22 protein-coding genes are annotated in these 23,263 nt (G+C 57.8%); 13 read left to right on the top strand and 9 right to left on the bottom strand.

Annotated elements, in window-relative coordinates; genetic code table 11:
- Positions 1-171 precede the first annotated feature (171 nt).
- From ACIF4X_RS23710 to yccS, 6 genes are all read left to right on the top strand, one after another.
- A complete protein-coding gene (locus tag ACIF4X_RS23710; protein WP_397483971.1) occupies positions 172-1,614 on the top strand; it encodes a TldD/PmbA family protein in 1,443 nt (480 codons plus the stop codon).
- A complete protein-coding gene (locus tag ACIF4X_RS23705; protein ID WP_397483970.1) occupies positions 1,614-2,951 on the top strand; it encodes a TldD/PmbA family protein in 1,338 nt (445 codons plus the stop codon). Before ACIF4X_RS23710 ends, ACIF4X_RS23705 begins: the two co-directional genes overlap by 1 nt.
- Before the next feature lie 148 nt (positions 2,952-3,099).
- Complete coding sequence (gene mdtD / locus ACIF4X_RS23700; RefSeq protein ID WP_397483969.1) at positions 3,100-4,527, top strand: multidrug transporter subunit MdtD; 1,428 nt, start codon at positions 3,100-3,102, stop codon at positions 4,525-4,527.
- 128 nt (positions 4,528-4,655) lie between these two features.
- On the top strand, positions 4,656-5,993 hold the full coding sequence (gene dbpA / locus ACIF4X_RS23695) for an ATP-dependent RNA helicase DbpA (RefSeq protein WP_230669476.1): 1,338 nt from the start codon (positions 4,656-4,658) through the stop codon (positions 5,991-5,993).
- Positions 5,994-6,124: 131 nt separating this feature from the next.
- A complete protein-coding gene (locus ACIF4X_RS23690) occupies positions 6,125-7,303 on the top strand; it encodes an NAD(P)/FAD-dependent oxidoreductase (protein ID WP_397483968.1) in 1,179 nt (392 codons plus the stop codon).
- Between the two features lie 263 nt (positions 7,304-7,566).
- A complete protein-coding gene (gene yccS / locus ACIF4X_RS23685; protein ID WP_397483967.1) occupies positions 7,567-9,759 on the top strand; it encodes a YccS family putative transporter in 2,193 nt (730 codons plus the stop codon).
- A gap of 121 nt (positions 9,760-9,880) precedes the next feature.
- Here the strand turns inward: yccS and ACIF4X_RS23680 are convergent, their stop codons facing one another.
- On the bottom strand, positions 9,881-10,618 hold the full coding sequence (locus tag ACIF4X_RS23680) for a substrate-binding periplasmic protein (protein WP_397483966.1): 738 nt from the start codon (positions 10,616-10,618) through the stop codon (positions 9,881-9,883).
- Positions 10,619-10,873: 255 nt separating this feature from the next.
- On the opposite strand from ACIF4X_RS23680, the gene ACIF4X_RS23675 reads away from it, so the two are divergent.
- Positions 10,874-11,326 carry a GNAT family N-acetyltransferase gene (locus ACIF4X_RS23675; RefSeq protein ID WP_397483965.1) on the top strand — a complete coding sequence of 151 codons (453 nt, stop codon included), beginning with the start codon at positions 10,874-10,876 and terminating at the stop codon, positions 11,324-11,326.
- Between the two features lie 199 nt (positions 11,327-11,525).
- On the opposite strand, the gene ACIF4X_RS23670 is transcribed toward ACIF4X_RS23675, so the two are convergent.
- From ACIF4X_RS23670 to ACIF4X_RS23660, 3 genes are read right to left on the bottom strand one after another with little or no spacing between them, the layout of a single operon-like run.
- The gene (locus tag ACIF4X_RS23670) at positions 11,526-11,822 is read right to left on the bottom strand and encodes a helix-turn-helix domain-containing protein (RefSeq protein ID WP_007913779.1); all 297 of its coding nucleotides are present in this window, start codon (positions 11,820-11,822) and stop codon (positions 11,526-11,528) included.
- Positions 11,823-11,846: 24 nt separating this feature from the next.
- Positions 11,847-12,341 carry a M48 family metallopeptidase gene (locus tag ACIF4X_RS23665; protein ID WP_034153713.1) on the bottom strand — a complete coding sequence of 165 codons (495 nt, stop codon included), beginning with the start codon at positions 12,339-12,341 and terminating at the stop codon, positions 11,847-11,849.
- Positions 12,342-12,384: 43 nt separating this feature from the next.
- Positions 12,385-14,508, bottom strand: coding sequence for a putative bifunctional diguanylate cyclase/phosphodiesterase (locus ACIF4X_RS23660; RefSeq protein ID WP_397483964.1), 2,124 nt, complete (start codon positions 14,506-14,508; stop codon positions 12,385-12,387).
- Positions 14,509-14,829: 321 nt separating this feature from the next.
- Between ACIF4X_RS23660 and ACIF4X_RS23655 the strand changes: the two genes are divergently transcribed.
- The gene (locus ACIF4X_RS23655) at positions 14,830-15,498 is read left to right on the top strand and encodes a polysaccharide lyase family 7 protein (protein WP_397483963.1); all 669 of its coding nucleotides are present in this window, start codon (positions 14,830-14,832) and stop codon (positions 15,496-15,498) included.
- 102 nt (positions 15,499-15,600) lie between these two features.
- Here ACIF4X_RS23655 and ACIF4X_RS23650 read toward each other — a convergent pair whose 3' ends face one another.
- Complete coding sequence (locus ACIF4X_RS23650; RefSeq protein WP_397483962.1) at positions 15,601-16,002, bottom strand: hypothetical protein; 402 nt, start codon at positions 16,000-16,002, stop codon at positions 15,601-15,603.
- Between the two features lie 583 nt (positions 16,003-16,585).
- On the opposite strand from ACIF4X_RS23650, the gene ACIF4X_RS23645 reads away from it, so the two are divergent.
- The 5 genes from ACIF4X_RS23645 (at position 16,586) to ACIF4X_RS23625 (ending at position 19,971) form a co-directional block, all read left to right on the top strand.
- Entirely contained in the window at positions 16,586-16,996 is a 411-nt protein-coding gene (locus ACIF4X_RS23645; protein WP_397483961.1) for a hypothetical protein, read from the top strand.
- 367 nt (positions 16,997-17,363) lie between these two features.
- Entirely contained in the window at positions 17,364-17,726 is a 363-nt protein-coding gene (locus ACIF4X_RS23640; protein WP_397483960.1) for a DUF6124 family protein, read from the top strand.
- A 101-nt stretch (positions 17,727-17,827) separates the two neighbouring features.
- Positions 17,828-18,079, top strand: coding sequence for a helix-turn-helix domain-containing protein (locus ACIF4X_RS23635; RefSeq protein ID WP_397483959.1), 252 nt, complete (start codon positions 17,828-17,830; stop codon positions 18,077-18,079).
- Positions 18,076-19,275 (top strand): type II toxin-antitoxin system HipA family toxin, encoded by a 1,200-nt coding sequence (locus tag ACIF4X_RS23630; RefSeq protein WP_397483958.1) that lies wholly within the window; start codon positions 18,076-18,078, stop codon positions 19,273-19,275. Before ACIF4X_RS23635 ends, ACIF4X_RS23630 begins: the two co-directional genes overlap by 4 nt.
- Before the next feature lie 348 nt (positions 19,276-19,623).
- Entirely contained in the window at positions 19,624-19,971 is a 348-nt protein-coding gene (locus ACIF4X_RS23625) for a hypothetical protein (RefSeq protein WP_397483957.1), read from the top strand.
- A gap of 211 nt (positions 19,972-20,182) precedes the next feature.
- On the opposite strand, the gene fba is transcribed toward ACIF4X_RS23625, so the two are convergent.
- From fba to ACIF4X_RS23605, 4 genes are all read right to left on the bottom strand, one after another.
- Complete coding sequence (fba, locus tag ACIF4X_RS23620) at positions 20,183-21,247, bottom strand: class II fructose-bisphosphate aldolase (RefSeq protein ID WP_007913760.1); 1,065 nt, start codon at positions 21,245-21,247, stop codon at positions 20,183-20,185.
- A 257-nt stretch (positions 21,248-21,504) separates the two neighbouring features.
- Positions 21,505-21,837 (bottom strand): MliC family protein, encoded by a 333-nt coding sequence (locus ACIF4X_RS23615; protein ID WP_083353737.1) that lies wholly within the window; start codon positions 21,835-21,837, stop codon positions 21,505-21,507.
- Positions 21,838-21,894: 57 nt separating this feature from the next.
- Positions 21,895-22,116, bottom strand: coding sequence for a hypothetical protein (locus tag ACIF4X_RS23610; RefSeq protein WP_007913756.1), 222 nt, complete (start codon positions 22,114-22,116; stop codon positions 21,895-21,897).
- 34 nt (positions 22,117-22,150) lie between these two features.
- The coding region (locus tag ACIF4X_RS23605; RefSeq protein WP_397483956.1) for a phosphoglycerate kinase at positions 22,151-23,263 on the bottom strand (1,113 nt) is incomplete at its 5' end.

Below are 23,263 nucleotides of genomic sequence, written 5' to 3'. Positions count from 1 at the left end.
GCGATGGGGCCCTCAGATTCAGCACAAATTCCCCCGCTGCACAGTAAATCCTCCTACACCCCCTCTTCACTTGATCCTACCCCCACGCAGGCCTACTCTAGACCTCGCGCAACCGTTTCACCCCCTCCCCGCCGCTGCTCTACCGCTTCCCCCTGACAAGGAGGTTCCCGAATGTTCGATTTCCACCCCCAGCTCAAGCAGCGCTTCGCTGCCTTGCGCACGGGCGCTGAGTTCTTTTCCCTGCGATACGTACGCGAGTCCGGCCAGTACCTGTCGGTACGCAAGAACGTCGCCGAACCGCCGAGCCTGAGCCGCGACGAAGGCGCGATGCTCACCGTTCGTGTCAATGGCGTTGAGGCCTACGCGGCGACCAACGACCTCTCGCAACAAGGCCTGCAAGCCGCGCTTGAACGCGCCGAACTGCAAGCCCGCCGGCTCAAGCCGCACGCTTTGCTCGACCTGCGTGATCAGCCGGTGTCCAGCGACCGCGCTGATTACTTCTCACCCAATCTCGAACAAGCCTTTCCGTCCCTGAGCGAATGTTTCGAGCTGCTCGGCGCGGAATCCGCCTCGGTGCCAAAGGATGAGCGCCTGGTGAATTGGCAGGTGAGCATTGGCATTACCCACGTCGAGCAGATCTACCTGAGCAGCGCCGGGGCTGAATTGCGCCAGGCCCAGCGCTTCGTTTACCCAGGCCTCGACGTCACCGCTTATGACGGCAACGACAGCCAGACCCGCAGCCTCGGCCGCGAGAACTTCGGCCAACAGGGCGGCGCTGACGTGATCAGCCGCTGCGGTTTGATCGGCGCCGGCCCGCAAGTCGCCGATCAAGCGTTGCAACTGCTGCTCGCGCCGAATACCCCGCAAGGCCCGCGCGACCTGCTGTTGATGCCCGATCAGATGATGCTGCAGATCCACGAATCCATCGGTCACCCGCTGGAACTCGACCGCATCCTCGGCGACGAGCGCAATTACGCCGGCACCAGTTTCGTCAAGGCCAGCGACTTCGGCACCCTGCAATACGGCTCTAAGCTGCTCAACGTGACCTTCGATCCGGGCATTCCCGAAGAACTGGCCAGCTACGGTCATGATGACGACGGCAGCAAGGCCAGCAAACAATTCCTGATTCGCGATGGCTTGCTGCTGCGGCCGCTGGGCGGTGCGCTGTCGCAATATCGTGCCGGGATGGAAGGCGTCGCCAACAGTCGCGCCTGCGGCTGGAACCGCGCGCCGATCGACCGCATGGCCAACCTCAATATCGAACCGGGCGACCAGCCGCTTGAGCAGTTGATCAAAGGCATCGAGCACGGCATTTTGATGAGCACCAACCGTTCGTGGTCGATTGACGATGCGCGCAACAAATTCCAGTTCGGTTGCGAATGGGGCCAGTTGATTGAAAACGGTGAACTGAAAGGCGTGGTAAAAAACCCGAACTACCGGGCAATTTCCGCGCACTTCTGGAAAAGCCTGCGCGCCGTCGGCGACGCCAACACCGTCAAGGTGCTGGGCACGCCGAACTGCGGCAAGGGTGAACCGAACCAGGTGATCCGCGTCGGCCACGCTTCGCCGGCCTGCGTATTCAGCAACGTTGATGTGTTTGGGGGAGACGCCTGATGAGCATTTCGAAGAGTCAGTCCGACGCCTTCAAGGTCATGGTCAATTGGCTGCGCGACAGCGTCCGTGAGCCGGAGCAGTTCACCCTCAGCTACGCTGCTGAATCCTCGGCGTTTGTGCGTTTCAATCACGCCAAGGTGCGTCAGGCCGGGCAAGTGCAGCAGGCCAACATCGTTCTGAAGTTGATCAACGACGGACGTCACGCCGACCTGCAAGTCACCCTGTCCGGTGATCAGGAAGCCGATCTGCAACGCCTCGCCGAAGGTCTGCAACAACTGCGCGAAACCCTGCCGTTGCTGCCGCAGGATCCATATCTGCTGCTCAACCACAACGGCTGGCAGAGCCAGAACGTGCAGGAACATCCGCTGCCTGACACTGAACAGGTGGTCGATGAAATCTGCGCCGCCGCTGAAGGTCTGGACCTGGTGGGCTTCTATGCCGCCGGCCCGATCAGCCGTGGTTTCGCCAGTTCTTCGGGAGCGTTTGGCTGGCATCAGGCGAACAGCTTCAACTTCGATTTCAGCTTGTTCCATGAGAACGGCGAAGCGGTGAAAGCCAGCTACGCCGGGCACGACTGGAGCAGCGAAGGTTTTGCCAAGCGCTTTGCTCAGGCGCGCGAGCAACTGGAGTTTCTCGGTCGCCCGCTGCGCACTCTGGCGCCGGGGCAATACCGCGCGTACCTGGCACCGGCGGCGCTGGAAGAAATCATGGGCATGCTGAGCTGGGGCGGTTTCTCGGCGCAGTCGATTGCCAGCAAGAGCAGCCCGTTGCAGAAGCTGTATGTCGGCGACCAGGCATTCAGTCCGCTGCTGTCGCTGGATGAGAAAGTCAGCGAATCGTTGAGCCCGGCGTTTTCCGGCGAAGGTTACCCGCGCAGTGATTTGCGTTTGATCGTCGAAGGCAAGGCCGGTGATCAACTGGTTGGCTCGCGCAGTGCCGCTGAATACGGCCTGACCGCCAACGGCGCCGGCGGCGGTGAAATGCCGAGTGCGTTGAACATGGCGGCGGGTGATCTATCGCAAGCAGAGATCCTCAAGCAGTTGGGCACCGGGCTGTACATCAGCAACCTGTGGTACCTGAACTACTCGGATCAGCCGGCGGCGCGCATGACCGGCATGACCCGCTTCGCGACGTTCTGGGTCGAGAACGGCGAGATTCAGGCGCCGGTCAGCACCATGCGCTTTGACGATAGCGCTTACAGCCTGCTCGGTTCGCAGCTGGAAGCGTTGACCGCCGAGCGCGAGTTGCTGCTGTCGGCGAGTACGTACAGCCAGCGCAATACCTCGTCGGCACTGCTGCCGGGGGCACTGGTCAGCCGACTGACCTTGACCCTGTAACACCGCAACGCTGCATCACCTGTGCGAGCTGGCTTGCCAGCGATGGCGGAGTTTCAGACGAAAACGATGTTGAATCTGCCGCCCTCATCGCTGGCAAGCCAGCTCCCACAGTGTAGTGTTCCGCCTGACCCACACTCTCAGAGGTTCCATGCCCAACCGCCCGCCTCTCGACGCCATCACCGCCCGCTGGTTGCCGTGGGTCGTCGCTATCGCGTTCTTTATGCAGTCCCTCGACGGGACCATCCTCAACACCGCGCTGCCCGCCATGGCCCGCGATCTCGCCGAAGACCCGCTGCGCATGCAGGGCGTGGTTATCTCTTACATGCTCACCGTCGCGTTGCTGATACCGGCCTCGGGCTGGATCGCCGACCGCTTCGGCACCAAGAAAATCTTCTTCGGCGCGATCCTGCTGTTCAGCTTCGGCTCACTGCTCTGCGCCTTGTCGAGCAGCCTGAGCATGCTGATCGGCGCCCGCGTCATTCAAGGCTTGGGCGGTGCGCTGATGTTGCCGGTCGGACGACTGGTGGTGCTGCGCGCTTACCCACGATCCGAGCTGGTGCGGATCATGGGCTTCATCACCATCCCCGGCCTGCTCGGCCCGCTGATCGGCCCGACCATGGGCGGCTGGATGGTCGAATACCTGACGTGGCACTGGATCTTCCTGATCAATCTGCCGGTCGGTGTCATCGGTTGCTACGCCGTGTGGAAATTCATCCCCGACCTGCGCGGCACCGAGCGCACGCGTTTCGATAGCCTGGGTTTCCTGTTGTTCGGCGCGGCGATGATCCTGATCACCATCGCCATGGAAGGCCTCGGCGAATTGCACTTGCCGCACCTGCGCGTGATGTTGCTGCTGTTCGGCGGCATGGCCTGTCTGGCGGCGTACTGGTTGCGTGCCGGGCATATTGAAAACCCGCTGTTCGCGCCGTCGCTGTTCAAGACCCGCACCTTTGCCGTTGGCATTCTCGGCAACCTCTTTGCGCGATTGGGCAGCGGTGCATTGCCGTTTCTGGTGCCGTTGCTGCTGCAAGTGGCGCTCGGCTATTCACCGTCGCAAGCGGGGATGAGCATGCTGCCGCTGGCCGCTGCGGCGATGATTGCCAAATGGGTCGCGCGGCCGCTGATCGAGCGTCTGGGTTATCGCATCGTGCTGACCGGCAATACGCTGGCGCTGGGGATCATGCTGGCGAGCATGGGCCTGGTCAGCGAGCAGACGCCGTACTGGCTGCTGCTGTGCCTGCTGGCGATTCTCGGCGCGATCAACTCGCTGCAATTTACGGCGATGAACACCGTGACGTTGATCGACCTGGATGACGCCAGCGCCAGCAGCGGCAACAGCTTGCTCTCGGTGGTGGCGCAGTTGTCGCTGAGTCTTGGGGTGGCGTGCGCCGGTGCATTGCTCGGCGGGTTTACCGCGGAGATCGGCAATGATGGTGTCGAGACCGTGCTCGGCGCGTTCCAGTTGACCTTCGTCACCGTCGGCATCATGGCAATGCTTGCCGCGACGATCTTCTCGCAACTGTCGAAAGAAGACGGCCGCCGCGCCAAACGTCCGGAAGAACACATCGAACATTAACCACTGTTCGTCCAGAACTTTCGAAGAAAGTGGCACGGGGCTGCTACACTGCGCGACATTTTGTTTTGCAGGCCAGTCCCGTGACCACCATCGCCACCGCTTTTAATACTCTGCCGCTGTCCGCCGCCATGCTGGCTAACCTCGAATCCCTCGGTTATGCCCAAATGACGCCGATCCAGGCGCAGAGCTTGCCGGTGATCCTCAAGGGGATGGACCTGATCGCCCAGGCCAAGACCGGCAGCGGCAAGACCGCCGCGTTCGGTATCGGCCTGCTGAACCCGATCAACCCGCGCTACTTCGGTTGCCAGGCACTGGTGATCTGCCCGACACGTGAGCTGGCCGACCAGGTTGCCAAGGAAATCCGTCGTCTGGCCCGTGCCGAAGACAACATCAAGGTGCTGACCCTGTGCGGCGGCGTGTCCTTCGGCCCGCAGATCGCTTCGCTGGAACACGGCGCGCACATCATCGTCGGCACTCCGGGCCGCATTCAACAGCACCTGCGCAAAGGTTCGCTGGTCCTCGATGGCCTGAACACGCTGATCCTCGACGAAGCCGACCGTATGCTCGACATGGGTTTCTACGACGCCATCGAAGACATCATCGTCAAGACCCCGGAGCGCCGTCAGACCCTGCTGTTCTCTGCGACTTATCCGGTGGGCATCAAGCAACTGGCGTCTAAATTCATGCGTGATCCGCAAACGGTGAAAGCCGAAGCGTTCCACGATGACACGCAGATCGAGCAGCGTTTCTACGAGATTTCTCCGGAAGACCGCATGAGCGCAGTGACCAAAGTCCTGCATCACTTCCGTCCAGCGTCCTGCGTGGCGTTCTGCTTCACCAAGCAGCAAGTGCAGGAGACCGTTGATCACCTGACCGCCAAAGGCATTTCCGCCGTCGGCCTGCATGGCGATCTGGAACAGCGTGACCGCGATCAGGTGCTGGCGATGTTTGCCAACCGCAGTACTTCGGTACTGGTTGCCACCGACGTTGCCGCCCGTGGTCTGGACATCGATGCACTGGACATGGTGATCAACGTCGAACTGGCGCGCGATTCGGAAATTCATATTCACCGCGTTGGCCGTACCGGTCGTGCTGGCGAGAAAGGCATCGCGATCAGCCTGGTTGCTCCGGGTGAAGCGCACCGTGCACAAGCCATCGAGCAACTGCAGAAGTCGCCGCTGAACTGGGATCAGGTCGATAACCTCAAGTCCCAGGGCCTCGCGCCGCTGCAGCCACCGATGACCACGCTGTGCATCGGTGCTGGCCGTAAAGACAAAGTGCGTCCGGGCGACATTCTGGGTGCACTGACTGGCGATGCCGGTATTCCGGGTGCGCAGGTGGGCAAGATCGCCATTTTCGACTTCCAGGCTTATGTAGCCGTTGACCGTACCGTGGCCATGCAGGCCTTGCAGCGTTTGAACGACGGCAAGATCAAGGGCCGTTCGCTGCGCGTACGCATCCTCTGACCTGATCGTTCCCACGCTCTGCGTGGGAATGTATCCCGTGACGCTCCGCGTCACATAACAACGGACGCAGAGCGTCCATGGCGGCATTCCCACGCAGAGCGTGGGAACGATCATTGTGTGAGGACACCGTTTTGCGCTCTACCGAAGTCGTGATCATTGGCGCTGGCGCCGCTGGGTTGATGTGTGCACTGACCGCCGCCGGGCGTGGGCGTCAGGTGTTGCTGCTTGACCACGCGAACAAGGCCGGCAAGAAAATCCTGATGTCGGGCGGTGGCCGCTGCAATTTCACCAACATGTACACCGAGCCGAGCAATTTCCTCTCGCAGAACCCGCATTTCTGCAAATCCGCACTGGCGCGTTATACCCAGTGGGATTTCATCGGCATGGTCGGCAAACACGCCGTGCCGTACCACGAGAAAAAACTCGGCCAGTTGTTCTGCGATAACAAATCCAGCGACATCCTCGAAATGCTCCTGACCGAGTGCGATCAGGCCGGCGTCGAGTTGCATCTCGACACGTCGATCCAGACCATCGAGAAAGTCGAAAGCGGCTATCTGCTCGACACCACACTCGGTCAGGTTCAGTGCCAGTCGCTGGTGATCGCCACTGGCGGCTTGTCGATCCCGACACTGGGCGCCACCGGTTTTGGTTATCAGGTCGCCAAGCAGTTCGGTCATGAATTGCTGCCGACCCGCGCTGGACTTGTGCCGTTCACCATCACCGATCAGCTCAAGGAACTGTGCACGGAGTTGTCCGGGACGTCGGTGGATTGTCTGGTCAGCTGCAACGACCAGAGCTTTCGCGAGAACATTCTCTTCACTCACCGTGGTCTCAGTGGCCCGGCGATTTTGCAGATTTCTTCGTTCTGGGAATCCGGCGACACGGTGGAGATCAACCTGCTGCCGGACCACGACGCCGCGAGCTGGCTGCAACAGCAAGTGGCCGACCGGCCCAACAGCGAGCTGAAAACTTTGCTGGGTGAAATCTTCACCAAGAAGATGGCCAATTTGCTGGCGGACAACTGGTTTGTGTCCAAGCCGATGAAGCAGTACACCCATGCGGAACTGGCGGAAATTGCCGAGAAGCTGGGCAGCTGGAAGGTTGTGCCGGCGGGGACTGAGGGTTATCGCACGGCCGAAGTGACCCTCGGCGGCGTTGATACCCGCGAAGTGTCATCCAAGACCATGGAATCGCTGAAAAGCCCTGGCCTGTATTTCATCGGTGAAGTGCTCGACGTTACTGGCCACTTGGGCGGCTTCAACTTCCAGTGGGCCTGGGCCTCCGGCTACGCGGCTGCGCAATACGCCTGATCCCATTCTTTCGAATGTGAAATGCAATCCCTGTGGGAGCTGGCTTGCCAGCGATGAGGCCGGCAGATCCAACATCTTTGTTGACTGTCAGGCAGCCATCGCTGGCAAGCCAGCTCCCACAGGGTTATGTGCCAAATTTAAGATTTAATCCGGCACAAGATCTCAAAGGAACACTTTTTGCTGTCAGATGTGCTCGGCGCCATTGCGTCGGCGTCATTACTGGCTCAATTTAGCGGCATCGCCTCGGAAGGCCTTCGCACTTCATGTCCTCGACCTCGTTTCGTCAGTCTTTGCGGCGCCTGTGGGCGCTGGATAAATTCAGCTACAGCGTGCGGGTGTTCATCGCCCTGACCGGCAGCATGGCGCTGTGTTGGTATCAGGATGAAATGGGCCTGCTGATCCCGTTGTTCCTGGGGATTATCGCCAGCGCCCTGGCCGAAACCGACGACAGTTGGCAGGGCCGCCTCAACGCTCTCGCCGTGACGCTGGTGTGTTTCAGCATCGCCGCGCTGTCGGTGGAATTGCTCTTCCCCTACCCCATCGTCTTTGCCATTGCCCTGGCGCTGGCCGGTTTCGGCCTGACCATGCTCGGTGCGCTCGGCGAGCGTTATGGGGCGATTGCTTCGGCGACATTGATACTGTCCGTGTACACGATGATCGGCGTTGATCAGCGCGGCGGTGCGGTCACTGATTTCTGGCATGAACCGATGCTGCTGGTGGCCGGTGCCGCGTGGTACGGCTTGCTCTCGGTGTTGTGGCAGGCGCTGTTTTCCAACCAGCCGGTGCAGCAAAGTCTGGCGCGGTTGTTCCGTGAGCTGGGCTTTTACCTCAAGCTGAAATCGTCGCTGTTCGAGCCGATCCGGCAGATGGACGTCGAAGCCCGGCGCCTGGAACTGGCTCAGCAAAACGGCCGCGTGGTGGCGGCGCTGAACAGTGCCAAGGAGATCATTCTGCACCGCGTCGGCAACGGCCGCCCCGGTTCGAAAGTCAGCCGCTACCTGAAGCTGTATTTCCTCGCGCAAGACATCCACGAACGCGCCAGCTCCTCGCACTATCCCTACAACGCGCTGGCCGAAGCGTTTTTCCACAGTGACGTGCTGTTCCGCTGCCAACGCCTGTTGCGCCAGCAAGGCAAAGCCTGTCGGGCGCTGGCCGAATCGATCCAGATGCGCCAGCCGTTCATTTACGACGCGAGTTTCGCCGAGGCCCTGAGCGACCTCGATGCCTCCCTCGAACATCTGCGCATCCAGAGCAATCCGGCCTGGCGCGGCTTGCTGCGCTCGCTGCGCGCACTGGCCACCAACCTCGGCACCCTCGACCGTTTGCTCAGCGACGCGAGCAACCCCGATGCCTTGGCCGATGCGACCGACAGCAGCCTGCTCGACCGCTCACCGCGCAACCTCAAGGACGTCTGGATTCGCCTGCGCACGCAACTGACGCCAACGTCGTTGTTGTTCCGTCACGCCCTGCGCCTGCCATTGGCGCTGAGTATCGGCTACGGCATGGTGCATTTGATTCACCCGTCGCAGGGTTACTGGATCATCCTCACCACCCTGTTCGTCTGCCAGCCGAACTACGGCGCGACCCGGCGCAAGCTCGGCCAACGGATCTTCGGCACCGCCATCGGCCTGACCGTGGCGTGGGCGCTGTTCGATCTGTTCCCGAGTCCGCTGGTGCAGTCATGCTTCGCCATCGCTGCCGGCGTGGTGTTCTTTACCAACCGCACCACCCGCTACACCCTGGCGACGGCGGCGATCACCATCATGGTGCTGTTCTGCTTCAACCAGGTCGGCGACGGTTACGGGCTGTTCCTGCCTCGGCTGTTCGATACCTTGCTTGGTAGCCTGATCGCAGGCCTGACGGTGTTTCTGTTCCTGCCGGACTGGCAGGGCCGACGGCTGAACAAAGTGCTGGCCAACACCCTGACCTGCAACAGCATCTACCTGCGCCAGATCATGCAGCAATACGCCGCTGGCAAGAGCGACGACCTCGCCTATCGGCTGGCCCGGCGCAATGCGCATAACGCTGATGCAGCGTTGTCGACGACGTTGGCGAACATGCTTATGGAGCCGGGGCATTTCCGTAAGGAAGCGGATGTCGGTTTCCGCTTTCTGGTGCTGTCACACACGTTGTTGAGTTATCTGTCAGGGCTTGGTGCGCATCGCGAGACTCAGTTGCCGGCCGATGTGCGTGAGCATTTGATTGATGGCGCCGGGGTGAAACTGGCGACGAGCATCGACGAAATTGCCCAAGGGCTGGCGAACAAGCAGCCGGTGGCGATTCAGAGTGACGAGGAAGAAGCGCTGGCCAATGAGCTGGAACAGATGCCTGATGAGATTGATGAAGGGCAGCGGCTGGTGCAGACGCAACTGGCGTTGATTTGCCGGCAGTTGGGGCCGTTGCGGACGTTGGCGGCACACCTGATCAAGGACACCAGTGAGGTCAGCGCTGGCTGACAGGACGCCTTCGCGAGCAAGCTCGCTCCCACATTTGTTCTGTGTCGTTCACGAATTCAATGTGGGAGCGAGCTTGCTCGCGAAGAGGCCATCCGCCACACAGAGGATTCTGGATCAGCCTTCACATCCCATGCTGCCTCAACAACTTGTCATAACTCCCATCCGCCTTCATCGCCGCAATCGCCTTATCAAACCCCGCGACAATCTGCTCATGCTGCGGATTCTTCAGGCTGACCAGAATGTGCAGGCTGTTCTCACTCAACGGCTTGGGCAAAAACTCCACCGAATTACGCACCTTGGCGGATTCCCGCGCCAGGTAATACTTCGCCACATACTCATCCTCCAGCGTCAATTTGACCCGATCCGCCGCGAGCATGCGCACGGCCATGGCGAAGTTATGCACAGGGACTTTCTGCAGCGCCGTGTCGGCATCGAACGGCGCCGAATAGGCGTAGCCGCGCACCACCGCAATCGGGTAGGTGTGCAGTTGCTGCAGATTTGAGTAGTCGAGTGGCGTGTCTTTGCGCTTGAGAAAGCGGATGCGGTTAAGCAGGTATTCCCCGGAAAACTGGCCCAGCCTGGTCCGTTCGTCGTTATACCAGGCGTTGACCAACACATCGTAGCGGCCCTCGCCAACGCCAAGCAGCGCCCGCGCCCACGGCACCTGCTCATAACCGCTGGCATAACCGGCCCGGGCCAGCGCGGTGCTGACAATGTCGGTGGCCAGGCCGCCGTTGACCAGCGTGTCGTCGGTAAAGGGCGGCCAGATATCAAACACCAGCCGCAGTTTCTCCGCTGCAGCGCTCTGACTCAGCAAGAGCAATCCGATCAAAGCAAAGGCTCGATGCAAACGCGGCATGCTTGAAAATCCTTAGCGGGCAAGTTGCCCAGCATGTTTTCAGTCAAAACCCCAAGGCCCCTTACCGGCAAAACCCAGGCCCTAACATTAGCTCATTGAAGCCAGTGCACAGCGCTCTCCTGCAGATTACACAAAGTCGCCGAGGCTGCCAGAAAGGAATGATGGCATTTTGACCTTTGTCACAGACTCTTACGCCATAAAGACATCTTTGCCGCAGGCGCTTAGTATCGGGCGACACGTTCAAGGAATCGGCACATGACAATCGAGTGGGTCTGCAAACATCACAGTGATCTGGGCAAGGAACAGCTGTACGCGCTGTTGAAGCTGCGTTCGGACGTGTTCGTCGTCGAGCAGAAATGCGCTTATCCGGACCTCGACGGTCAAGATCTGGAAGGCGACACCTATCATTTGATGGGGTGGGAGAATGATCAGTTGATGGCTTACCTGCGCCTGCTGGATCCGGAATCCCAAGGCGGTGACGTGGTGATTGGCCGCGTGATTACCGCACCGCAAGGTCGTGGCAAAGGGCTGGGGCACGAAATGATGGAACAGGCGCTGAAACAGGCGGAGAAGCATTGGCCGCAAGTGCCGATCTATCTGTCGGCGCAGGCGCATTTGCAGGGGTATTACGGTAAATACGGGTTTGTTGTCGCGGGTGAGGAGTATCTGGAGGATGACATTCCACACATTGGGATGCGTCGCGCCTGAACAGCCCTCACCCTAGCCCTCTCCCAGTGGGAGAGGGGACTGACCGAGTTGTCTTGCGTCAGACATCGACCTGAAAAACCGCGTCGATTATGGATTCACACCAACACTTTCAGGTCGGCGTACCTCTCCAATATCCCCCAATCGGCCCCCTCTCCCTCGGGGAGAGGGCTGGGCGGGCGGCGTTCCGATGAGGGGCTCTTCAGGGATACTCGAGCACTGCCTTGATCTGCCGCAAATTACGCTCGATCCACCCGCGATCAATCGCCCCCCACTCACGAATCCGATAGCGCCCGGCGTGATTACGCGCGCCCTCTTCCTGCTCGAACTCACAGACGATATCCAGATCCGCCAACGCCGCAATCGTGTCCTGCGCCGTGCGCCGGGGCATGCCGGTCACTTCGGTCAGCGTCGGCACACTCGGGGCCAGACCGCTGTCGATCAGGTACGCCACATACAAGCGGCGGTAGAAACTGCTTTTGGTCTTGCTGACGTCCATCCCCACCTTCCTGGTTGCGTACGGTTAAGCCTGCATATCCCGCCACGTCAGGTACACGCGCAGATCAAACTCGACCTGGTGATACCCCGGCAGCATGTGCTCGCACAATTTATAGAACGCCTTGTTGTGATCCGACTCCTTGAAGTGCGCCAGTTCATGCACGACGATCATTTTCAGAAAGTCCGGCGCGGCATCCTTGAACAACGAGGCGATACGAATCTCTTTCTTGGCCTTGAGCTTGCCGCCCTGCACCCGTGAAACCGTGGTGTGCAGACCGAGGGCGCGGTGGGTCAGGTCGAGGCGGTTGTCGAACAGCACCTTGTCGATGGCCGGGGCGTTGCGCAGATATTCCTGCTTCAAGTCCAGCGCGTAGCTGTACAAGGCCTTGTCGCTTTGCACGTCGTGCCGCCCTGAATAGCGTTGATTCAGGTATTCACCCAGCCGCCCTTCGGCGATCAGTTGGCGCACCTGATCCTGCAATTGCGCGGGATAGGCCTGGAGGTACTTCAACACAGTCATGGACAAGCGACACGGTTCGAAAAGGTGCGCCAGTGTAGCGAATTCAACCGGGCAGTGCGCTCCAGTCAAACGGTTCGGCGAAGCTGGCCGCATCCTCGGCGATCAATGGCCGCGCGACGAGGAAGCCTTGCACGTACTCGCAGCCGTGAGCTTGCAGCCATTGGTATTGCTCAATGGTTTCGACACCTTCGGCAATCACCAGCAAGCCGTATTGTTTGCACAGACTGATCACCGTACTGACCAGCGAGGCGTCGCGTTTGGAGTCCGGCAATCGCGCAATGAGATGGCGATCAAGCTTGAGCGTATCCAGTTCCAGATCGCGCAAATGTGCCAGCGAACACGGCCCGGAACCAAAATCATCCAGCGCCACGCGCACGCCCAGATTGCGCAGCAAACGCAGCTGTTTGCGGGTTTCGTCGGGGTTTTGCATCAACGCTTCTTCGGTGACCTCGACCTCCAGTTGCCGAGGCTGCAAGGCGTGCCGCTCCATGACCTGGCGCAACTCGGTGACCAGATTCGGCAGGCTGAACTGGGTGTTGCTCAAACTCACGCCGAGCACCAGATCTTCGGCAAACAGGGTTTCCCAGGCTTTGCGCTGCCCGGCACCGCGATGATAAATCCAGCTGCCGAGGCGACTGATCAGCCGCGCCTCTTCCAGCAGCGGCAGAAACAATCCCGGCGGCACATCGCCAACGCTCGGATGCTGCCAGCGCAACAAGGCTTCGAAGCCACGGATCTGGCCGCTGTCGATGGCCACTTGCGGTTGATACACCAGATTGAAGTCGCGGTTCTCGATGGCCGCGCGCACGCTCTCCTCAAGCATCAGCCGCGAACGCGCCCGACCATTCATTTCATGATCATAGAAACGATATTGCTGACGTCCGGCGCGCTTGGCTTCGTACATGGCGATGTCCGATGCGCGCAGCAATCCGTCGAGATTCGAGCCGCAGTCCGGATAAGTGGCAATGCCGATGCTGGCGCCGAGGGCGATGTCCAACCCTTCGATCTGCTGACAGATCGACACCCGCTCGATGAGCTTTTCGGCAATCTTCGCCGCTTGCTCGGGAAACTCCAGATCGAGCAACGCAGTAAATTCATCACCGCCCATGCGCGCGAGAATGTCGAACGGTCGCAGACAGGCCTTCAATTGCTCGGAGACCCAGCGCAACACCCGATCGCCAGCATCGTGACCGAGTGAATCGTTGACCCGTTTGAAGCCATCGAGATCCAGATACAGCAAGACCCAACTGCTATCACTGCGCTCACCACGCAACAGCAGATTTTCAACGGTCTGGTAAAAGCCGCGGCGGTTGAGCAACCCGGTCAGTGGATCGGTCACTGCTTGAAATTCGAGCTGCTGGTGCAGGTGACGCACCACCGACATGTCCAGCACAGTCACCACCATCGCGTGTTGCTCGGCGGGCAACGCCGCACAGGACAGCGCCACCGGCACTTGCTGGCCGGGCGCCGTGCGCAGCAAGGCGTCGTGCAGCCTCAACGTCTCGCCACGCTTGTAGCTGGCATAAAACTCGGAATCAGCCCACAGCGGAATGTGCGGCTTCTGTAGAAAATCGAGAAACTCCTTACCTTCCAGCTCCTTCACCGGTGCATTCAGCAACCGCGAAATCGCCGGGTTGGCAAAGCGGATCAAGCCGTCCTCGCCCACTACCAATATCCCCTCGGCAGCGTTATCCAGCACCGACGCATTGAAGGCGCGCGCCGCTTCCAGGTCATGACTCAGGCGCTGCAAGGCGCGCCGATTGCGCTGGTGTTCCAGCAACGCCTGCACCTTGGGCTTGAGGATCTGCGGGTCGAACGGCTTGAACAGGTAATCCACCGCGCCACTGGCATAGCCCTTGATCACGGCGTCCTGTGACTGTTCGTTGGCGGTCAGAAAGATGATCGGCGTCAGGCGCGTGCGCTGGCTGCCACGCATCAGACGCGCCACTTCAAAGCCGTCCATGCCCGGCATCTGCACATCCAGCAGCACCAGATCGACGTCGTGCGAGAGCAGGATATTGAGCGCTTCGAAACCGGAGGCTGCGGTGAGGACGTGCCAATCCTGGCGCTGCAGCAACGCGCGCATGCTGATCAGATTTTCAGGGTAATCATCAACGATCAAAAGGACAGAGCTGCCTTCACCTGGCGGGGGTTGCGCGCATTCCATGCTGCTTCTCTTGTCGGGACTTTCGGTCGGTTTCCGGTAAAAACCGCACACATACTGAGCCTTCACTCTAGTACTGGATCCAAGAAAGCAGAAGCTGTCATCAGGCCATCATTTAACCAAAGCGTGAATTTGCCGACTAACGGTCACCGCTTAAGCCCCCGGAAACCGGCAGAGATGGCATTTCGACAGGATGTTGACGTCAATCATCTGCCAAACGGGCGTTAACAAATTTTCCCTCTACGCTTATAAAGGCCGCCCCAAAACGTGCGGGCTAGAGCTTCTGGCACGTACGTGCAGTGAAACTTGAGTGGAAGAACCGACATGATCGATCTCGCAACCTGGAACCTCAGCGTTCCCGTTGGCAGCCCGCCATACACCGTCGAAACCTCCAAACTGGTGAACGGCTTCAAAGATCAATACTTCCATTCCGACACCGGCACCTTGTTCTTCTGGTCACCGGTTACCGGGTCAAAAACCGAAAACGCCATCTACCCGCGCACCGAACTGCGCGAAACCTACAGCAACGGCACTTTGCGCAACTGGTATTACCCGGACGCCGACAACCTGTTGCGCGCAACCCTCACGGTCAACAAAGTGCCGAGTTCCGGCAAGATCGTCATCGGCCAGATTCATGCTTATGAAAGCCAGAAGCCGATGGTCAAACTCGAATACCAATACAAAGAAAAAACCCAGACCGGCAATCTGGTGATAAAGGTGCGCATGCATCCGGACGAGGATGAAAGCCGCGTCATCACCTTGGCTACCGGAATCAAACTGGATCGCGAATTCAATTACCTCATCCACTTGAGTCCTGGCGGTGCATTAGGTGTGAGTGCGGCGGGTTATCAGTGGGATTCACAGATCAGTGCGACGTGGCGGGACAAGCCGTTGTACTTCAAGGCTGGGGTTTATGTGCAGGACAACACCGGGTATACGAGTGAGGGCGGGCAAGTAACATTCAGCAAGCTGGATATTGATCATGACAAATAACAGGGCACTTACCTGAGCATCAATTATTGATGACATGGAATAAAAACAGGCAGACTTTTTAAAGTCTGCCGTATGTTACTGACATCGCAGTAAAGACCAAGATTAACTACTTTTGAAATCAAACATCGCAATCAAATTAAATGCTTTTTCTTCAGTACAAAAGATCACACCCTTAGGATAATCTCCGCCTCGCTCCAAACAAACAAAGCCCTGGGCATTCCTTGAGTTATCAATGCCGTCCAACTCCAGATGCGCGTGGGCAGCTGTGCCGATTTCGCCTAGTTTGTACGCCACGTTAAGTGGAAGTTTTTTGTCGATTCTGGAACCAATATAGAACTCATTCCTGCCTAAATCCTGAAGAAACTTAAAGCTAAAAGATTCTCCACTGTGTTCCAAAAACTCTCTTCCACGAATCGAGACGGTAAAGCTTTCCCCACCGGGAATCGTCAGAAACATGTGAACGTCGCCAACACCAACACTGATAGCTCTTTTGTCCTTTTGCATTTTTTCCATCCTGATGGATAAATGAGCCCTTACAATAAATGGCTAAAAAATTTTCCACACCTGTAAGATCTGACAGGTTCTTATACTTAAAAAGCATAGCAAAAGACTTCTTAGCAACTCAATGAACGAATCTAGATAAGAACAATTGGCTGGATGAAAGCCCTGGTTTCAAAGGACGTAGCTTGGACCATCCAGCCCGCCTTGCCCGTTACAGAGAGTTCGTGGATCAAGCCATGCCATGTTCCGAATTGCAGTTGATAAGAGGCGCGCTTCAATGCGGGCAATTGACACCCGGTCCACGTTTCACCGACCCAATTGAAAACATCAACGGAATTCGGATTTCAAAACGATCTAGAGGACCTGCGAAGTAGTGCGGACGCTAATAAAAATACCGAGGGGAGGGATAAATTTAATAAATCTGTCCCCTTTTCAGGCACAGCACCCATCTCCGCTGCATTCAACACGGACTTAAAAACGTAGGGAAATCCAAAAAAGATATAAAAACCTGTCAGACCTGACAGTTGGCTCTGTTAACCAATCCCGATAACGTTGGTTGACACATCAATCCGCCAAGAAGCCGCCCATGCCAGGTCCACTCGGAAACTTCTGCAACGACGACAACAGCTTTTGCATAGACATTACCCATGCAAACGCAAACAACGGTCAGTTGTGGGGCACGCTGAAAGATAACGCTCAGAGCTACCCGATTGCCGGGTCTTATTACCACCGAGACAGTACCTACACCGACGTTTGGTTCATGACCGGCATCGCCGATGCAAAAGACAGCTGGCAAGGAGAAATGGACTGTTTGAGAGGTTACCCGACACTCAGCGCCATCCGCGCTCATGCCACGGAAGGCGGGCGCCATGCCCTGACCGGTTATCACTTGAAAGAGAAGGCTCTTCCCCAGTCAATACACTGCGCTCATGCAAGTGCGCAGACACCGCTTTCCGGCGGATTATTCGTTCAGTTGAAGCGCTGGATGCTCGGTTGACCTGTTTTAAATCCAGCCTTTAAACAGCGATGTTTAGATCTGTCAGCAGTTACGTCCGGATGCCTACAACAGCTTGCGCCGTTGCCTACCACTACGCCAGAATCCGCCGGCTTGTGCGCCTGGCGGGCCATCGGTAACTTGATTCGCGTCACTGATTTCCAGTGATCGGGTTTAGTAGCCCGTGGTTACGCGAAGCGTATGTGCATCCGTTCAGTCAGGTATTTCTAAGCCTGCACTTGATGGTAGCTGTACGCAGGGCGCCTTCGGGTGCGCCGGTCGCGTCTCCCCGGTCTACTAACCTGCGTTCAGCTGCCACCCTCTTCGTTTAGTAGCGATCCGGTGTCGGCTCCATTACCGGAGACGAAACATGATCAAATCAACGCCACACCCGCCAGAAACAGACCCCGCATCGCCCTACGAATCTCTTGATTCCAGAAAACTCAACGACGCCGCCGAACGCGCCCTCGACCATTACCTAAAACCGTCGGTCTTCATCATGGCCAGCACGCACAAACCCGAGCCCATGTACCTCGCCAACCCGAAGTACAACACCGAATCGCTGCTGGCCAACGCCAGCGAAACCCTGGGTTCAGCCAGCGAAATGCTCAACAACTTCGCCGCCATGCTCGACACCTCACACCGCAAGACTGCGCTAGGCATCGCGCAGGTGGTCATGCTCGGTGAACTGGCGGTGAATCAGGCGCTGGATCACGTTGAACTGAAGGAGTAGTCGTCCACAAAAAAGCCCGCCTCACGGCGGGCTTCTTGAGCCAATTAGATTAAATGTTCCGCATACGCTACATTGACATAAAAATGTGACGGTAGCGCAACATGGATTACTCTCTTTTGATTACCCGTCTCGGCATTCAATTACGTGAAAAACGTATAAATCGTGGCCTGACGCAGGCGCAGCTCGCCGATCTGGCGGGACTGACGCGATACAAAGTCATCGCGGTGGAGAAAGGCACCCTTTCTGTTGGCATGAACGCTTACGCGCGGGTTTTGGCTGCGTTGGACTGCGAGTTCTCGGTGGTTCCAGCAACGATGCCAACCCTTGAAGAGCTTGGAGATTTATTCGAATGAAAATGTCCTCTCTTCAAGTCAGTACCCCTGAAGGTAATAGCGGCAGACTGTTCAGCGATGCCGAGGATTTCACTTTCCGTTATCACGAAGATGCATCGCCACAAATGGCGATCAGCCTCTCGATGCCTGTGCGACATGACGAATTTCGTCGGCGCGAGCTGCACCCTGTTTTTCAGATGAACCTGCCAGAAGGCTATGTATTGGAGCAGTTGCGCAACCGCTTGGCCAAAACTGTGAACGTCGACCCGATGCTGCTACTGGCGCTTTCCGGCAGTACATCGCCGATTGGCAGGGTTCATGTACGCTCTGAAACCGTTGATGCATTGTTGCAGGCGCAAGAATTTCCGGGAGAAAAACTCGAAGAGATTCTCACGTGGGACGGTACGGAAGATATCTTCGCCGACATGCTTGATCGCTACATCCTGCGGGCAGGCATTTCAGGTGTTCAACCCAAGTTGCTGGTGCCGGAGCGGCAAGAAATTGCATTGCCGAGAGTGACATCCAAAACCTCGGATCTGATCATCAAGAGTGGCAGAGGCGAATTCCCGGGCCTGGCGATCAACGAATTCCTTTGCATGTCCATGGCGAAAGAGGCGGGGATTCCCGTTCCACCGTTTTACCTTTCCGACAACGCCAAACTGTTTGTCATGCGCCGATTTGACCGCGACGACCAGCTCGATCCGATTGGGTTTGAAGACATGGCGGTGCTGATGGGGCTGTCCGCTAATCAGAAGTACAGTAAAAGTTATGCGGCAATCGCCAAGGCTGTCCGAGTGTTTTGCCCGGTGAGACACTGGCGTACGTCGCTTGATCAACTCTTCGATAGCGTCGCCCTGAGCTGCATCGTCGGAAACGGCGACGCTCATTTGAAAAACTTCGGATTGCTCTATTCAGAACCTACTCAACGCGATGCGCATCTGGCACCGGCTTACGACATCGTCAACACCACGGCTTATATTCCGGAAGACGTTTTGGCTCTGGATCTGGCAGGCAACAAATCAATGTTTGCCTCGCGACAAGGGCTTCTGGAATTTGCTTATACCTGTGAAATCGACCAACCCAAAGAGCGCATTCAGCATCTGCTTGCTTCGGTTGAAGCGGTGCTTGAGCGCTATCCCCAATATCGCGAACAGGCGCCTCATGTGGTCAACGCCATTGAGCACGCGGCAGCGCCATTTTCTCTGACTTTTGGATAGCGTCGTAACCGCGAGAAATCACCGCGCACATAAAAACCGCCTCACGGCGGTTTTTTGAATCGGCAGTTTTACTGCCCAAGCTTATTTAACCTTAGCCTTAAAGCCCCCCCTCAGATAACACTGACACATCGCTTTCACCGATATTTTAATAAAAAAACCGTCCATTTTTGACATCATCTCCTGTTGCCATTTCCTTTTTTATTAAAAAATCAAAACCTCATAGCGAAAAATTATTAAAAACTGTCATTTATTACAGGTTACCCGCAACAACTTCTCGCTTAATCTCATCGACGTAATACGAGACAACCCATTTAACTTTAATACCTGAATACATATAAGGTAAACATCATGAAAACTTACAATGGCTTCGTATTTAACGCCAGCGAGGAACATGCTGCCAAACTCGAATTTGACGATCTAGGCCAGCAAAATGGCAACATAAGCAATGGCAACATGGCCTATTGCGGACTTGACTTCGTCGTCACTGGCACCTACACAAAGCCCACCAGGACCTTTACTCTCCAAGCGAAATCAGATGCCAAAAAAAGAGATGAGTTCAACCATGGCCCAAGCACTCTGACTATTGCCATGAAATCATCTGATGGAACCGATAGTTACTTGGAAGGTACAGTTACCGTTAAATACGGCGGGCCGAATGTAGGCCAAACCTATGGAATCAAATTCACAAAAGTCTGACATCCTTCATTACCTATGAAACAGGATGAATCAGTTAACCTTAGCATTCAGCCCTTCAGATAAAGCTGATATATCGCCTCCAGCAAGATCGACTTAATCTTCGAAGCATTATGGGTTGCTCTTACTTTTAGACAACTTCGTCAGGCGAAATAGTCGCCCACAAAAAACCCGCCTCACGGCGGGTTTTTTTAAATCAGTCTAACGCTCAGGCTTAGTTAACCTTGGCGTTCAACTCACCCTTCAGATAACGCTGGTACATCGCTTCCAGCGAGATCGGTTTGATCTTCGAAGCATTACCGGCAGTACCAAACGCTTCATAACGAGCGATACACACGTCACGCATCGCGGTCACAGTCGCGCCGAAGAATTTACGTGGGTCGAATTCGCTCGGGTTGGTGGCCATCAGGCGACGCATGGCGCCGGTGGACGCCAGACGCAGGTCGGTGTCGATGTTGACTTTTCGCACGCCGTACTTGATGCCTTCGACGATTTCTTCAACCGGCACGCCGTAGGTTTCTTTGATGTCGCCGCCGTACTGGTTGATGATCGCCAGCCACTCTTGTGGCACCGAGGACGAACCGTGCATCACCAGGTGGGTGTTCGGGATGCGTTTGTGGATTTCCTTGATGCGGTCGATTGCCAGCACGTCACCGGTCGGTGGCTTGGTGAACTTGTAGGCGCCGTGGCTGGTGCCGATGGCGATGGCCAGCGCATCAACCTGGGTGCGCTTGACGAAGTCCGCGGCTTCTTCCGGGTCGGTCAGCATTTGGCTGTGATCCAGAACGCCTTCGGCGCCGATGCCGTCTTCTTCACCGGCCATGCCGGTTTCCAGCGAACCCAGGCAGCCCAGCTCGCCTTCTACCGATACGCCGCAGGCGTGAGCCATGGCCACGGTTTGTTGGGTAACGCGGACGTTGTAGTCGTAGTCGGTCGGGGTCTTGCCGTCTTCGCCCAGCGAGCCGTCCATCATCACCGAGCTGAAGCCCAGTTGAATCGAGCGCTGGCAGACGTCAGGGCTGGTGCCGTGGTCCTGGTGCATGCACACCGGGATGTGCGGGAATTCTTCGATCGCGGCGAGGATCAGGTGACGCAGGAAAGGCGCGCCGGCGTATTTGCGAGCGCCGGCCGAAGCCTGGACGATCACCGGGGAGTCAGTCTTGTCAGCGGCTTCCATGATGGCGCGCATCTGCTCAAGGTTGTTGACGTTGAAAGCTGGAACGCCGTAGCCGAATTCGGCTGCGTGGTCCAACATCTGGCGCATGCTGATAAGTGCCATTGTGTGTGTCTCTCCCGGTTGAGGGTCGTTAATCGTGCCAGCCTGCCGGAGCGGCGGCGGCTATTCAAGTGATTGCAGATCGGGGGTTGAAGCCCGGTCTGGTGATTCGATAAAGCAAAATCCTGAGAGCTACACAGAACCCTTGCTCGCGAATGCGGCTTGGCATTCAGCATTGATGCAAGCTGATCCACCGCTTTCGCGAGCAAGCTCGCTCCCACAGTTGGATCGGTTTCCACATTGGATCTGTGGTGTGTCAATTACTGCGCTTTGCAGCCGCGGCCGATCAGGTCATTGGTGGCGACCCAGTACACCAGGCCCTCGTCACCCTTGACGTGAAACGCCAGCATGCCGTCGCTGTACAACGTGCCCGAGGCGCCCGGCTCTTCTTTCAGGCGATAGACCTGATCCCCGCCACCCAGTCGAACGTCGACTTCCTTCTGGCCGGCATCGGCGTAACGCCACAGCACTTTGGCCTGGCTGTCGCAGGTCCAGGTGGTCCAGTTGTCCGCCGGAGCAGACGACTGAAACAGGTTCAACTGCGCGCAACCGCCCAACAGTGCCAACGCCGCAATGGCGATCAAGCCTTTCATCCGTGTTCCTCGACTGACGGCGCACGCCGCCAGCCCTGAGTTAAAGAGTCAGACCCGTCAAGGACAACCATGTTCCTTGGCCGGGGTTTGCGTCTCGTATTTGTCCAGACCGTCCGGCCCGGAACGCTTGTTCAGCACCGGGTTGGTTTCGGCCTGCCAGTCAGCCTGATAGCAGCCCTTCTGCGACTCGCTCGGCGCCGGCGTGGCTTCGGCCTTCGGGTTACTCCCGCAGGCCGCCAGCGTACCGGTCAGCAACAACAGTGCTAACGACTTGACCATGTAAACACTCCTTTGCCTGGCCAAACGGGCGGCCTCAGGCCTTGGCCCGGCTTTCCAGGACTTCTACGGCTGGCAGCACTTTGCCCTCAACGAATTCGAGGAACGCGCCACCACCGGTGGAAATGTAGGAGATTTGCTCAGCCACGCCATATTTATCGATCGCGGCCAGGGTGTCGCCACCGCCAGCGATGGAGAATGCCGAGCTTTCAGCGATGGCCTGGGCCAGCACTTTGGTGCCGTTGCCGAACTGATCGAATTCGAACACGCCGACCGGGCCGTTCCACAGAATGGTTTTCGACGATTTCAGCAGCTCAGCGAAGTTGGCTGCGGTTTGCGGGCCGATGTCCAGAATCATGTCGTCCGCCGCAACGTCAGCGATGAGCTTGACGGTGGCTTCTGCGGTTTCGGCGAATTCCTTGGCAACCACCACGTCAACCGGCAGCGGCACGCTGACTTTGGCAGCGATGGCGCGCGCGGTGTCCAGCAGGTCTGGCTCGTACAGGGATTTGCCAACCGGGTGACCGGCCGCCGCGAGGAAGGTGTTGGCGATGCCGCCGCCGACGATCAGTTGATCGCAGATCTGGCTCAGGCTGTTCAGCACGTCGAGTTTGGTCGACACTTTGGAGCCGGCAACGATGGCTGCCATCGGCTGAGCCGGTGCGCCCAGCGCTTTGCCCAGTGCATCCAGTTCAGCGGCCAGCAACGGGCCAGCGGCAGCGACTTTGGCGAACTTGGCCACGCCGTGGGTCGAACCCTCAGCGCGGTGGGCGGTGCCGAAGGCGTCCATCACGAACACGTCGCACAGGGCCGCGTATTGCTGGGCCAGTTCGTCAGCGTTCTTTTTCTCGCCCTTGTTGAAGCGCACGTTTTCGAACAGCACGATGTCGCCGGCCTTGACGTCAACGCCACCGAGGTAATCAGCCACCAGCGGCACTTCACGGCCCAGGGCCTTGCTCAGGTAGTCAGCGACAGGCTTGAGGCTGTTCTCGGCGGAGAACTCGCCTTCGGTCGGACGGCCAAGGTGCGAGCAGACCATCACGGCCGCGCCTTTTTCCAGGGCCAGCTTGATGGTCGGCAGCGAAGCCAAGATACGCGCATCGCTGGTGACAACACCGTCCTTGACTGGGACGTTGAGGTCTTCGCGGAT

The sequence above is a fragment of the Pseudomonas sp. NPDC085632 genome (assembly GCF_044541255.1).
GTDB lineage: Bacteria > Pseudomonadota > Gammaproteobacteria > Pseudomonadales > Pseudomonadaceae > Aquipseudomonas.
This window is presented reverse-complemented; position numbering and strand designations above follow the sequence as displayed.

What these genes read in the sequence shown, in the direction of transcription:
- ACIF4X_RS23710 (WP_397483971.1), top strand. Translation starts at nt 172, where the DNA reads ATGTTCGATTTCCACCCCCAGCTCAAGCAGCGCTTCGCTGCCTTGCGC.
- ACIF4X_RS23705 (WP_397483970.1), top strand. Translation starts at nt 1,614, where the DNA reads ATGAGCATTTCGAAGAGTCAGTCCGACGCCTTCAAGGTCATGGTCAAT.
- mdtD (WP_397483969.1), top strand. Translation starts at nt 3,100, where the DNA reads ATGCCCAACCGCCCGCCTCTCGACGCCATCACCGCCCGCTGGTTGCCG.
- dbpA (WP_230669476.1), top strand. Translation starts at nt 4,656, where the DNA reads ATGCTGGCTAACCTCGAATCCCTCGGTTATGCCCAAATGACGCCGATC.
- yccS (WP_397483967.1), top strand. Translation starts at nt 7,567, where the DNA reads ATGTCCTCGACCTCGTTTCGTCAGTCTTTGCGGCGCCTGTGGGCGCTG.
- ACIF4X_RS23680 (WP_397483966.1), bottom strand. Translation starts at nt 10,618, where the DNA reads ATGCCGCGTTTGCATCGAGCCTTTGCTTTGATCGGATTGCTCTTGCTG.
- ACIF4X_RS23675 (WP_397483965.1), top strand. Translation starts at nt 10,874, where the DNA reads ATGACAATCGAGTGGGTCTGCAAACATCACAGTGATCTGGGCAAGGAA.
- ACIF4X_RS23670 (WP_007913779.1), bottom strand. Translation starts at nt 11,822, where the DNA reads ATGGACGTCAGCAAGACCAAAAGCAGTTTCTACCGCCGCTTGTATGTG.
- ACIF4X_RS23665 (WP_034153713.1), bottom strand. Translation starts at nt 12,341, where the DNA reads ATGACTGTGTTGAAGTACCTCCAGGCCTATCCCGCGCAATTGCAGGAT.
- ACIF4X_RS23660 (WP_397483964.1), bottom strand. Translation starts at nt 14,508, where the DNA reads ATGGAATGCGCGCAACCCCCGCCAGGTGAAGGCAGCTCTGTCCTTTTG.
- ACIF4X_RS23655 (WP_397483963.1), top strand. Translation starts at nt 14,830, where the DNA reads ATGATCGATCTCGCAACCTGGAACCTCAGCGTTCCCGTTGGCAGCCCG.
- ACIF4X_RS23650 (WP_397483962.1), bottom strand. Translation starts at nt 16,002, where the DNA reads ATGCAAAAGGACAAAAGAGCTATCAGTGTTGGTGTTGGCGACGTTCAC.
- ACIF4X_RS23645 (WP_397483961.1), top strand. Translation starts at nt 16,586, where the DNA reads ATGCCAGGTCCACTCGGAAACTTCTGCAACGACGACAACAGCTTTTGC.
- ACIF4X_RS23640 (WP_397483960.1), top strand. Translation starts at nt 17,364, where the DNA reads ATGATCAAATCAACGCCACACCCGCCAGAAACAGACCCCGCATCGCCC.
- ACIF4X_RS23635 (WP_397483959.1), top strand. Translation starts at nt 17,828, where the DNA reads ATGGATTACTCTCTTTTGATTACCCGTCTCGGCATTCAATTACGTGAA.
- ACIF4X_RS23630 (WP_397483958.1), top strand. Translation starts at nt 18,076, where the DNA reads ATGAAAATGTCCTCTCTTCAAGTCAGTACCCCTGAAGGTAATAGCGGC.
- ACIF4X_RS23625 (WP_397483957.1), top strand. Translation starts at nt 19,624, where the DNA reads ATGAAAACTTACAATGGCTTCGTATTTAACGCCAGCGAGGAACATGCT.
- fba (WP_007913760.1), bottom strand. Translation starts at nt 21,247, where the DNA reads ATGGCACTTATCAGCATGCGCCAGATGTTGGACCACGCAGCCGAATTC.
- ACIF4X_RS23615 (WP_083353737.1), bottom strand. Translation starts at nt 21,837, where the DNA reads ATGAAAGGCTTGATCGCCATTGCGGCGTTGGCACTGTTGGGCGGTTGC.
- ACIF4X_RS23610 (WP_007913756.1), bottom strand. Translation starts at nt 22,116, where the DNA reads ATGGTCAAGTCGTTAGCACTGTTGTTGCTGACCGGTACGCTGGCGGCC.